This window comes from Phenylobacterium sp., assembly GCF_031181185.1.
In the GTDB taxonomy this organism is placed as follows: Bacteria; Pseudomonadota; Alphaproteobacteria; order Caulobacterales; family Caulobacteraceae; genus Phenylobacterium.
This window is the reverse complement of the sequence record NZ_JAPSKZ010000112.1, coordinates 1-11,802: the sequence shown is the minus strand read 5'-3', so window position 1 is coordinate 11,802 and position 11,802 is coordinate 1. Positions and strand designations below refer to the sequence as shown.

The window sequence follows — 11,802 nt, the reverse complement described above, 5'->3', positions numbered from 1 at the left end:
GCTGATCCCGAACATGGCCTTCACCCGGGGCGGCCAATAGAGGGTGTCGCTCAGGGGATCCACGTCCCAAAGGCCGATCTCGGCCGCATCGGTCGCCAGCTGCAACTGCTCGGCCCGCGCCCGCAGTTCGGCCTCGGCGCCCACGCGCTGCACGTGGGCCCACGACCGCTCGGTGACGTCGCGGATAAGCGTCAGCTCATCGCCGGTCCAGACGTGGGGCGCCCGATGATGGATCGCCATCAGGGCGCGCAGCCGCCCGTCCTTGACCAGCGGCATGCAGATCGTGGCCGAGATGCCGATGGCCTGGAACGTCGCCGCCTCGTCCGGTGCGATCTCCTTGCGATTGTCGTTGATGACGAGCGGCCGGCCCGCGGAGAGGTTCTCGACCGCCAGGCGGCCGAAGTCGGCGAGGTGGTAGCGGCCGACGATGCTCGGGGAGCCTGGCGCGCTCCAGTCGCCGCGGATCGTGAAGCCGTCATCGTCGTCGTCCATGTCGGCGTAGGCGCAGATGGACACGCCCATATGCTGCCCCACGATGCGCGTGGTCGTCGCCATGATCGCGTCCGCATCCGAGAGCTCGGCGACGTGGTCCGTCAGTTCCTTCATGAGGCCCAGCCTCGCCTGCGCCTGGGCGCTGGCGGTGGTCTCGACGCACACGCAGAGCACGCCCGGAACGGCTCCGCTCGCGTCGTAGACGGGACTGTAGGAAAAGGTGAACCACGCCGGTCCGGTCTCTCCGCCGCGCGCGAGCGGCGCTTCATAGTCCTCGAAGAAGCTCTCCTGGCCCTGGAACGCCGCGTCGATGATCGGCTCGATATGATGGCGAACCTCGGCCCAGACCTCGAACATCGGCCTGCCGAGCGCGTCCGGGTGCTTGTCTCCGAGGATGGCGCAGTACGCCGCGTTGTAGATCAGCCGGCGTTCCGGGCCCCAGATAATGAACATCGGGAAGGCCGACTGCAGCACCAGGGCCGCCGCGTTGGCTAGCGCCTGCGGCCACTCGCCCGGCAGTCCCAATCCAGGGACGCCCTCCCGCGCCAGCCGGGCCCCGAACTCGCCCTTGAGCCAAGGCGGAGGAGACTTGTCGCTGGTCGCCGCCGTGTCGCGCATGATCACCCGAAGCTCGGGGCGGCCGCTCACACCCCTATGTCTCATCTGTTGCGCAACCCCGGCGGCCGCGCAACGGAGATCGGAGGCGCCGCGCCGTGGCGCCGCTCAGACGCCGTAGTATTCGCGGTACCAGTCCACGAACTTGCCGACGCCGACCTCCACAGGCGTGGTGGGCTCGTAGCCGATCGCGGCGCGGGTTTCGGCGATGTCGGCTTCCGTGCGGCGCACGTCGCCGGCCTGCATCGGCAGCAGGTTGATCTGCGCCTTGCGGCCCAGCTTCTCCTGCAGGACCTCGACGTAGCGCATGAGCTCGACGCGCTGGCTATTGCCGATGTTGAGCACGCGCCAGGGCGCGACGCCGCTGGTGGCGGGGTCCGGCCTCATCGGATCCCAGTTCGGGTTGACCTTCGCCGGGCTGTCGATCGCCTTCACCAGCCCCTGGACGATGTCATCCACATAGGTGAAGTCGCGCTGCATCTTGCCCTCGCCGTACACGTCGATCGGCTGGCCTTTGAGGATCGCGTCCGTGAACTTGAAGAGCGCCATGTCGGGCCGGCCCCAGGGCCCATAGACCGTGAAGAAGCGGAAGCCGGTCGAGGGGAAGCCGAACAGGTGCGAATAGCTGTGCGCCATCGCCTCGTTGGCGATCTTGGTGGCGGCGTAGAGGGTGATCTGGTGGACGGCGTGGTCGTGCACGTTGAACGGCAGCTTGCCGTTGGCGCCATAGACCGAGCTGGTGGAGGCGTAGACCAGGTGCTTCGGCTGCACCGCGCGGCAGCCTTCCAGGATGTTCAGGAAGCCGACCACGTTGGAGTCGACGTAGGCCTCGGGCTTCTCGAGGCTGTAGCGGACACCCGCCTGGGCGGCGAGGTTCACCACCTGCGCCGGCCGCGTCTCGGCGAACAGGGCGGCGACGGCCTCGCGGTCGGCGAGGTCGAGCTTGGCGTGCCGATAGCCCTTGTAGCCTTCGAGGATGGCCAGACGCGCGGCCTTCAGCGACGGATCGTAGTAGGAGTTGAGGTCGTCGATGCCGACGACCTCGTCGCCGCGCTCGAGGAGCCGTCGGCTGAGGTGGAAGCCGATGAACCCGGCCGAGCCGGTGACGAGTACGGTCATGAGCGCCCCTGCCCTGAACTGGGCTTTCCGGCCGAAGTAGTGCAAGGCGGAGGCCAGGTCGAGTGTGCCTCGGGTGGCGGGCGGCCTGACACCGGAGGGCGGCCGGTCTAATGCTAGCTTCGCTGCGGCCGGGGATTCGAGACGAGTTGATGCACCCGTTCACCAACAGTCCTGTGAAGATCGCCGTGATCGGCCTCGGTTACGTCGGCCTCCCGCTCGCGGCCGCGTTCGGGGCGAAGTACGACGTCGTCGGCTTCGACATCGAGACCGCTCGGATCTCACAACTGCGGGCCGGCGAAGACCGGACGCTGGAGGTGTCGCCCGCAGATCTCGCCGCCGCTAGGGGGCTGACGTTCAGCTCGGACGCCGCCGACCTTACGGGCTGCAACGTCTTCATCGTGACGGTGCCGACCCCCATCGACGCGCATAAGCGACCGGATCTCCGGGCGTTGCTGGCGGCGAGCCGCACTGTCGGCGAGGCCATCGGCAAGGGCGGGATCGTCGTCTACGAGAGCACGGTCTATCCGGGCTGCACCGAGGAAGACTGTATCCCCGTGGTGGAGCAGGTCTCGGGCCTGACGTTCAACAAGGACTTCTTCGCCGGCTACAGCCCCGAGCGGGCGAACCCGGGCGACCCGCACCACAAGGTCACCACCATCACGAAGGTGACCGCCGGCTCCACGCCCGAGGCGGCCGACTTCATCGACGCTCTCTACGGGTCGGTGATCACGGCCGGCACCCACAAGGCGAGCTCGATCCGCGTGGCCGAGGCCGCCAAGGTGATCGAGAACACCCAGCGCGACCTGAACATCGCCCTGATGAACGAGCTTTCGCTGATCTTCGCCCGGCTGGGCGTCGACACCGCCGAGGTGCTGGCCGCGGCGGGGACCAAGTGGAATTTCCTGCCGTTCCGGCCCGGCCTGGTGGGCGGCCACTGCATCGGGGTTGATCCGTACTACCTCACGCACAAGGCCGAAGCGCTGGGCTACCACCCGCAGGTGATCCTCGCGGGCCGGCGGATCAACGACGGCATGGGCGGCTATGTGGCGCGCGAGCTGGTCAAGGAGATGATCCGCCGCTCTTCGCCGGTGAAGGGCGCGCGCATCCTGATGATGGGCCTGGCCTTCAAGGAGAACTGCCCGGACCTGCGGAACACCCGCGTCATCGACATCATCGGCGAGCTCCAGGACTACGGCGCCCAGGTCGACGTCTGGGATCCGTGGATCGACCCGGCGGAAGCGCGCCACGAGTACGGGCTCGACCTGGTCGCTGCGCCCGAGCCCGGCGCCTACGACGGCATCGTGCTGGCGGTCGCGCACAGTCAGTTCGCCGAGATGGGCGCGGGCGAGATCCGCAAGCTCGGCAGGCCGGACGCGGTGCTGTTCGACGTGAAGAGCCTGCTGCCGAAGGACGCGGCCGACCTCAGACTGTAGGGTTGGTTGGCGCGGCAGGGGCAGGGACCGCCCGCTCGAGACCTGCGTCGGCTGCTGCCCATCGATGCAAGTCAGATCCCAGCGCCCCCGGCCCGCCCGGTTCAGCTAGGCGGTCTGGCAGGGACAGCGCGTTGCGGGCGTCAGCGGCTTCTGCCGCCATCTTCGACGGGGATGTGCAGCGTTGCTTGCACGCCATCTGGCGCGTAGCGGATCTCCACCGGTCCCCCCAGCTCCGCTGAGAGCCCGCTCTTCAGCAGGCGCGAGCCGAAGCCCTCGCGCCTGGGCGGTTGGACCGGCGGCCCGTCGCTCTCCCGCCAGGTCAGCAGCACCGCATCAGCGGCCGTCGGCGCGCGCGTCCAGGAAATGCTGACGCGTCCGCCGGGGGCGGAGAGCGCGCCGTATTTCAAGGCGTTCGTGCCCAGTTCGTGGAACGCCATGGAGACCGAGATTGCGGTCTTGGGGGACAGCACTGCGCGAGGCCCCTCCAAGGTGAGCCGATGATCTCCCGCCAGGGGTGTCAGCACGCCTCGGGCGAGTTCGTCGAGCGGCGCCCCCTCCCACTGCTCCCGGGTGAGAATGTCGTGGGCGGCGGCTAGGGCCGAGATGCGGTCGAGAAGGGCCTCGCGCGCCTGCAGCGGATCGGCGTCGCGCCGGAGCGCTTGGCGGACGATGGACTGCACCGTCGCCAGGTTGTTCTTCACCCGATGGTTCAGCTCCATCGCCACCAGTTGGAGGTGCGCCTCCGCCCGCTTCCGGTCGGTGATGTCCAGCACGAACTCGAAGCCCGTGCCGTCCGGCAGGAGCTTGGCCGCGAAGAGGGCCCACCAGCGGCTTCCGTCCTTGCGCAAGTACTCCTTCTCGTAGGGCGTCGTCTCGCCGCGCGCCTTGAGTTCGGCGAAGGCCCGTTCGGAGTCGGCGATCCATTCCGGCGGGGTCATGGCCTGCCAGGTCAGGCGACCGGCCTCGAGTTCGGCCCGGGAGTAGCCGGCCATCCGCAGGAACGCATCGTTGGCGTCCGTCAGCCGGCCTTCCATGTCGAAGTAGATCGCGCCCACGGTCTGGATCTGCAGCGCCGTGCGGAACCGCTCCTCGCTGGATTTCAGGGCCAGCTGAGCTCGATAGGTCTCGGTGACGTCGTGGCCTTCGCAGAAGATGCCGGTGACTTGGCCGCGCTCGTCCAGCACGGGCTCGTAGATGAAGTCGAGGTGCAGTTCGCGGACGCCGCCGCGGCCGTCGTCGACCCGGGCCGTCACGTCGCGCGCCACGATCCGCTCGCCGGTCGACCATACCCGGTCGAGCAGGTCGAAGAACTCCTGTCCCTCGAGTTCCGGGAACAGGTCGCGCGCGTCGCGGCCGATGTAGTCCCGGTCGCCGAAGAGGCGGCGGTAGGCGGCGTTGACGAACTCGAAGGTGTGCGCCGGGCTCCTCAGGATCACGATGAATCCCGGCGCCTGCTCGAACAGCCGCCGTTGCCGGGCGGTCTCTTCGGCCAGGCGGCGTTCGGAAAGCACCTGGGCGGTGATCTCGGTGCAGACGCAGAAGAAGCCCAGAACAGTGTCGTCATCGCCGAACACCGGGGTGTAGGAGAACGCGAAGTGCGTCTCCTCGGGGAAGCCGCGCCGGTGCATGACGAGGGTGATGTCGTCCATGTGCACCGGGTCGCCGGCGAAGGCCTGGGCCACGATGGGCTCCAACTCCTCGCGGATTTCCGACCAGACCTCCAGGAAAGGACGAGCTAGGGCGGACGGGTGCTTCGCAGCCAGAATTTCTGCGTAGGCGTCGTTGTAGATCAGCGTCTTCTCGTCGCCCCAGGCCACGAACATCGGCTGCTTCGACCCCAGCAGGAGATCGACGAGGGTCCTCAGTGACGCTGGCCAGCTGGCGACCGGCCCCAGCGAGCTCTCCGACCAGTCGATCGCCGCGAGACGCGAGGCGACATCGCCGCCATGCCGGAAGGGCGCGCCCAGACCGAGATCGGGCGAAAGGGGCGGCATGTCGGATGGGGACTTCACGGCGGGACGGGAAACGCACCCTTACCGGCAAGGTTCTCCGGCGCGCGGCTACGTGACCGTCGATGTTCGAGCCAATCCGCTCGCGTGGCTGAGGCGCACCCATGGCTCACTGCTTCCAGAGCTTACGGTCGCCGTTCTTGACCAGGTGCTTCCACATGGGCGTCTCTCCCGCTCCGCTGAAAGCGACGCTAGCCTCACGGTATGAGCAACGAGGCCCTCAGGGTGCAGCTCTCTCGCCGTCCTCGCGCCTATGGGCGCGTTGCAGGCTGACGGTCGAAACCGCGCCAACGACGCTTACGACGACGACGCAAAGTGGGCCGGCGACGTGGGACCACCCAACGCCCCTCCCGGCGCCTATCAGCTGTCGAACGGCTTCGCCCAGGCCGACCAGGCCGGTTACGCTGAAGAGAACCAGCAGCACCCAACAAGCGACCCGCCGATACCGACGAACGAATGCCGTATCTCGCAGGTCTTGCGCCACGTCCCGCTCCGCTTGCCCGGAACTCCGCACGATGGAGGCGAGGTCTTGCAGCTCTGCTAACGCCCGATGGCCTACGAGAGGGGACGAGGGTTCGCCGCTAGAACGTCACCCGCAGCCGCCCGGTTATCGTGCGCGGTGCCCCGGGCGTGATCCAGACGTCGCTGTAGGAGCTCTCCAGGTAGTAGGTGTCGAGCAGGTTCTCGACGTCGAGGTGGAGCGAGACCTTCGAGGTTAGCTGGTAGGCGACGTTGGCGCGGATGGTGACGTAGTCCGGCAGCTCGAAGCCGCTGTTGACGTCGTCTCCTGCCCGCTTGCCGACGTAGACCACGCCGCCGCCCAGGCTGAGCGATCCGGGCGCCTCGCCGTTCGAGCGCCAGTTCGCATAGGCCGCGCCGGAATGCAGTGGCACGTTGCTGAGCCGGCTGCCGACCAAGCCCGGCCGGGTGTCGCGGGTGATCTTCGTATCCGTGTAGGCATAGACCGCGGTGGCGGTCACCCCGGACGGCAGGCTCAGGGTGGCCTCGACCTCGAGGCCCTGGCTGCGCGCGCCGCCGACAGGGATGGAGAAGCCGGCGTTGGCGGGATCGTTGACCAGGATGTTGTCCTTCTCGATCCGGAAGAGCGAAGCGGCGCCGGTCAGGCGGCCGCCCACATCCCACTTCACGCCGGCTTCCCAGGCTTCGCCCTTCTCGGGCGGGAAGGCTCCGCCGGCCGCGTCCGAGCCCTGGTTATAGCGAAACGAGCGGCCCCAGCTGGCGTAGGCCGAGAAGCTCTCGCTCGGCGACCAGGTCAGGGCCGCGCGCGGCGAGGCTTCGGACGGGGACTGCCGGGTGACCTGGCCGTTGCGGTAGTTGGTGTTGGTCTGCCGGACCCAGTCCTGCCGCACGCCCACCAGGAGCGTGAACTGCGCGCCTAGGGTGACGAGGTCCTGCACGTAGAGGCTCTCACCGCGCAGCTCCTCCAACAGGTCCTGGTTCAGCGGCGCGACGGGCTTCGGCTGGCCGTACGCCGGGTTGAAGATGTCGACGCCGTATGGGTTCGCCGCCGTCGGGCTGAAGCGCCAGAAGATCCGCCGCTGGTCGTAGGTGAAGGCGTCCGCCCCCATCCGCAGCTGGTGCTCCATCCCGCCCAGTTCGCCGTCGAAGCTGAGCTCGATGCGGCCGGAGAGGTCCTCCCACTCGTAGTCGTGAATGCGGAGCTGCCGCCGAAGCTGCGCGCCCACCAGCGTAGCGTTGTGGGTCGACTGGCCCTCGAACGTTCCGTCGCGATACTGCGCGCCGGCTTCAAGCGCGACGGAGGGGCTGAGGTTGTAGGTCGCCGTGAGCTGGTGCTGCACCGTCTTCTGCTCGATCTCGCCGTCGTTCGGCTCGCCGAGAAAGCGGTCGCGAGGCAGGGCCTTGCCGTCGCCGCCGACCGCCACCAGGCCGCGGTCATGCACGAACTGCACCTCGTTCGCCTCGAGCTGGTAGAGCAGGCGCAGGTCGTTCGACGGCTCCCACGCCAGCGAGGGCGCCAGCAGCAGTCGATTGCTGCCGACGAAGTTCCGCCAGCCGTCGGTGTCCTGATAGACGCCGATCATCCGCGCCGAGACGCCGCCGCCCAGCGGGCCGCCGACGTCGCCCATCACCCGCCGGGTGTCGAAGCTGCCGTAGGCGAGCTCGGCGGAGGCGTGTGGCCGGTCCTTGGGGGCCTTGGTGACGATGTTGATCGAGCCCCCGGGCTCACCCTTGCCGGAGAGCGCCGAGGCCGGTCCCTTCAGCACCTGGAAGAGCTCCACCGTCGCCACGTCGCGACGTGCGTTGAAACCGCGGTTGGCCGTGAAGCGGTTCACCAGCAGGTCTGGACCCTGGTTGATATCGCCCGAGAAGCCGCGGATCGCATAGGCGTCCCAGGCGCCGCCGAAGCTGTTCTGGCGCGCCATTCCGCCGGCGTAATCGAAGATGTCGGACAGGTTGGCGATGCCGGTGTTCACGATCAGCGCCTCGTCGAGCACCCGCACGCTCTGCGGCAGCTTGAGCGGCTCTATGTCCATGCCGTTGATGCTGGCGCTGGCGGCGCGCGATCCGGTGACCACGACCGCCTCAACGTCGGTGGATCGCTCCTCGACCGAGGCCGCAGAGGCCGTCGCGAAGGAGGAGGCGCTGGCGAGAAGCGCCAGTCCGAACGGTTTGAACATCCCTAATCCCCGAACCGCGTAACACCGGTCGCTGCCGGCGGGGCCATCGATAAGCGGCGCCTTGAACGCGGGTCAATCTAAATGTTACGATATAACATCACATAGCCGCTCCGGCGGCCGGGATGGGGTGTCCAGGGAGGACGAAATGGCTGCGGACGCGACGCGGATTGTCGTGCGGGATCTGGTCGTGAGGTACGGCGAGCGGCAGGTTCTGGACCGCCTCTCGCTCTCGGTGTCGGCGGGCGAGGTCTACGCGCTGCTGGGGGGCAATGGAGCCGGCAAGTCGACCACCCTGCAGGCGCTGCTCGGGTTCCTGAAGCCACACTCGGGCCTCGTCCGGGTCGCGGGCCGGGATCCGGCGGCGGAGCCTGAGCAGGTCCGGCGCGCGATCGCCTACATCCCCGAGAACGTGGCGCTCTACGACCACCTTACCGCCCGGGAGAACGTCGACTACTTCCTGGGGCTCGCCGACTCGCCGCGCGTCGGGCCAGAGGTCGAGGCCGCGTTCACCAGCGTGGGCCTGCCGAAGGAGGCCTGGAGTCGACGCGTTTCCGGCTTTTCCAAGGGCATGCGGCAGAAGACGGCGATCGCCCTGGCCATGTTGCGCCAGGCGTCGATCCTGCTGCTGGACGAGCCCACCTCGGGGCTCGATCCGGGCGCGTCGGCCGACTTCAACGATCTCGTGTCGCGGCTGCGGGCGGAGGGCGCCGCGATCCTGGTGGTGACCCACGACCTCTTCGGGGCCGCGGACGTGGCCGACCGGATCGGCTTCCTGGAGCAGGGCCGCATCGTCGAGGAGATGGCCGCCTCGGGGCCTGAACGGTTTGATCTGCGGGCGCTGCACGATCGCTTCCAGCGGGCGCCGGTGGCGGGCAAGGCCGCATGAGCGCCGTCCTTTCCGTCGCGCGCAACGAACTGCGCCACCTCGTCCGCAGCCGGGTCGCCCTGACCGGGCTCGTGCTGACCGCCCTCCTGACCCTGGCGGCAGCCCTGACCTCCAGCGCCTACCAGGCCGACCAGGCGGGTCTGCGCGAACGCCTGCAGGCCTCGGCCGACGCCGAGTTCGAGTCCCAGCCGGACCGGCACCCGCACCGGGTGGTGCACTACGGTCACTTCGCCATCCGGCCGGCCAGCGGCCTGGCGGCGCTCGACCCGGGCGTCGAGGCCTTCACCGGCAACATGATCTTCCTGGAAGGCCACCGGCAGAACAGCGCGAACTTCGGCGACGCGCGGCAGTCCTCGCTGCTGGTCCGCTTCGGCCAGCTCTCGCCGGCCCTGGTGCTGCAGGTGATCGTCCCGCTGCTGCTGGTGTTCATCGGCGCCGCCGCGATCGCCGGCGAGCGCGAGCGCGGCACGCTGCGCCAAGCGGTGCTGGCCGGGGTGCCGGGCCGCAGCATCCTGGCTGGCAAGGCGCTGGCCCTGGGCCTCGCCACCCTGGCGATCGCGGCGCCGGCCATCCTGCTGCTCGTGTGGCTTGCGATGACCGGCCCGGCGCGGCCCTCGGCCGTGCTGCTGGCGGCCGGCGGCTACGGCGTCTACCTCGGCTTCTGGATCGTGCTGATCGTCGCGGTCTCGGCCCTGGCCGGCCGCAGCCGCACGTCGCTGATGACGCTGGTGGGCGCCTGGGCCTTCGCGGTGATCCTTGTGCCGCGGATCGCACCGGAACTGGCCGCCGGCGCACGGCCGCTGCCCACCCGGATCGAGACCGACATCGCCATCGCCCGCGACCTGCGATCGATGGGCGACAGCCACGATCCCGACGATCCGTACTTCGCCGCCTTCAAGCAGAAGACGCTCCGGCAGTACGGCGTCACGCGCGTGGAGGACCTGCCGGTGAACTATCGCGGCCTCCTGGGCATGGAGGGCGAGAAGCTGACGTCCAGCCTCTTCAACCGCTACGCCGATCAGGCCTTTGCCGCCATGGCCGACCAGAGCCGGATCATGGACGCCTTGGCGGTCCTCAGTCCAACGATCGCCATCCGTCGCCTCTCCATGGCCGCGGCCGAGACCGACCTCGGCGGCTATCGGCGCTTCCTCCAGCAGGCCGAGGCCTACCGCTATGAGCTGATCCAGCGGCTCAACTGGCTCCAGGCCACCGCCGTGGACGCGGAGGACGACGCCGCGAAGGGCAGCGACGCCGCCGCCGAAGCGCGCAGCCGCGTGTCCGCCGATCACTGGCGCGACATGCCTCGGTTCAACCCCGCCCGCCCGACCCCAGGCGAGGTGATCCGCGGCGCCCTGCCCGCGCTGATCGTCCTCCTCCTCTGGTTCGCCGCCGCCGGCCTCCTGGCCGGCCACGCCGCCCGCCGCCTCCGGAGCGCCGCATGACCGATTTCCTTCGTGAAGCGCGACTGTTCTTCAGCCTGCGTTCGGCTGTCCTGACGATCGCGGGGCTGTTCCTGCTGGCCGCCGCGAGCGTCGGCGCCGGGCTCGCCGAGGTGGCGCGCCAGCAGGCGGTAATCGCCCGCATCGGACCGCAGCAGGCCCAAGACGTGGAGGCCATCGCCGACTGGGTGTCGCGCGACAAGGATCCCGGCAACGCCGCCTACTACACCTTCCACGCCACCTGGGACGCGCCCTCGGATCTCGCCTTCGCGGCGCTGGGCGCGCGTGACGTCGCCCCCTATGTGCTCCGCGTGCGGGCGCTCGGGCTCGAGGCGCAGCTCTACGAGGGCGAGATCGGCAATCCCGAGGCCGCCCTGCCGGGTCGGTTCGACTTCGCCTTCGTGCTGGTCTACCTCGTGCCCCTGTTCGTGATCCTGCTCTTCCACGACCTGCGGTCGGGGGAGCGCGAAGCGGGCCGCTTGAGGTCTTTGGAGACGTCGGCGGGATCGGCGCGCAAGCTGTGGGCCACGCGCATCGCGGTACGCGAACTGGCCCTGTTCGGGGCGCTCGCCGTCCCGTTCCTAGCCGGCGCGCTGCTGGCCGGGACGGCGGGGTGGAAGACCGCAACCGTGCTCGGGCTGATCGCCGTCTATCTGGCCTTCTGGACGGTGGTCTGCTTGGTGGTCGCGCGGGCGGCGCGAAGCTCGCTCGCCAACGCCATGACGCTGGCGGCGGCATGGCTGGTGCTCACCTTGATCGCGCCGGCGGTCGGACATGTCGCCATCAACGCGGCGGTCCCGCTGCGCCAGGGCATGGAGCTCAGCCTGCTCCAGCGCACCGCCGTCCACCGCGCCTGGGACATTCCCAAGGCCGAGACTATGGACGCCTTCTTCCGGACCCACCCGGAGTGGGCCTCCACGCCGCCTGTAACTGCGCCTTTCCACTGGAAATGGTACTTCGCCTTCCATCAGGTGGGCGACCAGTCCGTGGCCGACCTGGCGCGCGCCTACGAGGCGGGCATCCTGCGCCGCGCCGAACTCAGCGGCCGCCTCGGCCATGTGCTGCCGGGCGTCGGCGTACAGGTGGCCCTGCATCGGCTGGCCGACAGCGATCCGCAGGCCCAGATGGCCTATCTCGAGGCCATCCGAG

Annotated in this window: 9 protein-coding genes; 5 read left to right on the top strand and 4 right to left on the bottom strand. The window is 69.1% G+C overall.

The annotated features are described in order from the left end of the window. Together RIF93_RS13840 and RIF93_RS13835 are read right to left on the bottom strand one after the other, a co-directional pair. Window positions 1–1,140, bottom strand: a 1,140-nt coding sequence (locus tag RIF93_RS13840) for a GAF domain-containing protein (RefSeq protein WP_309092037.1), incomplete at its 3' end; no start/stop codon positions are given. 75 nt (window positions 1,141–1,215) lie between these two features. Continuing rightward, window positions 1,216–2,226: an NAD-dependent epimerase gene (locus RIF93_RS13835; protein WP_309092036.1), complete on the bottom strand. Its 1,011-nt coding sequence runs from the start codon at window positions 2,224–2,226 to the stop codon at window positions 1,216–1,218. A 149-nt stretch (window positions 2,227–2,375) separates the two neighbouring features. Here RIF93_RS13835 and RIF93_RS13830 point away from each other — a divergent pair, with 149 nt between their 5' ends. Beyond that, entirely contained in the window at window positions 2,376–3,659 is a 1,284-nt protein-coding gene (locus RIF93_RS13830) for a nucleotide sugar dehydrogenase (RefSeq protein ID WP_309092035.1), read from the top strand. Window positions 3,660–3,799: 140 nt separating this feature from the next. On the opposite strand, the gene RIF93_RS13825 is transcribed toward RIF93_RS13830, so the two are convergent. Beyond that, on the bottom strand, window positions 3,800–5,653 hold the full coding sequence (locus RIF93_RS13825; protein ID WP_309092034.1) for a PAS domain-containing protein: 1,854 nt from the start codon (window positions 5,651–5,653) through the stop codon (window positions 3,800–3,802). 268 nt (window positions 5,654–5,921) lie between these two features. Between RIF93_RS13825 and RIF93_RS13820 the strand changes: the two genes are divergently transcribed. After that, window positions 5,922–6,212, top strand: coding sequence for a hypothetical protein (locus tag RIF93_RS13820; protein WP_309092033.1), 291 nt, complete (start codon window positions 5,922–5,924; stop codon window positions 6,210–6,212). 37 nt (window positions 6,213–6,249) lie between these two features. Here RIF93_RS13820 and RIF93_RS13815 read toward each other — a convergent pair whose 3' ends face one another. Continuing rightward, window positions 6,250–8,328 (bottom strand): TonB-dependent siderophore receptor, encoded by a 2,079-nt coding sequence (locus tag RIF93_RS13815; RefSeq protein ID WP_309092032.1) that lies wholly within the window; start codon window positions 8,326–8,328, stop codon window positions 6,250–6,252. 145 nt (window positions 8,329–8,473) lie between these two features. On the opposite strand from RIF93_RS13815, the gene RIF93_RS13810 reads away from it, so the two are divergent. From RIF93_RS13810 to RIF93_RS13800, 3 genes are all read left to right on the top strand, one after another. After that, complete coding sequence (locus RIF93_RS13810; RefSeq protein ID WP_309092031.1) at window positions 8,474–9,214, top strand: ABC transporter ATP-binding protein; 741 nt, start codon at window positions 8,474–8,476, stop codon at window positions 9,212–9,214. Further along, window positions 9,211–10,656, top strand: a complete 1,446-nt coding sequence (locus RIF93_RS13805) for a DUF3526 domain-containing protein (protein WP_309092030.1) — start codon at window positions 9,211–9,213, stop codon at window positions 10,654–10,656. The genes RIF93_RS13810 and RIF93_RS13805 overlap by 4 nt, the downstream gene beginning before the upstream one ends. Continuing rightward, the coding region (locus RIF93_RS13800; RefSeq protein WP_309092029.1) for a DUF3526 domain-containing protein at window positions 10,653–11,802 on the top strand (1,150 nt) is incomplete at its 3' end. The genes RIF93_RS13805 and RIF93_RS13800, both read left to right, overlap by 4 nt.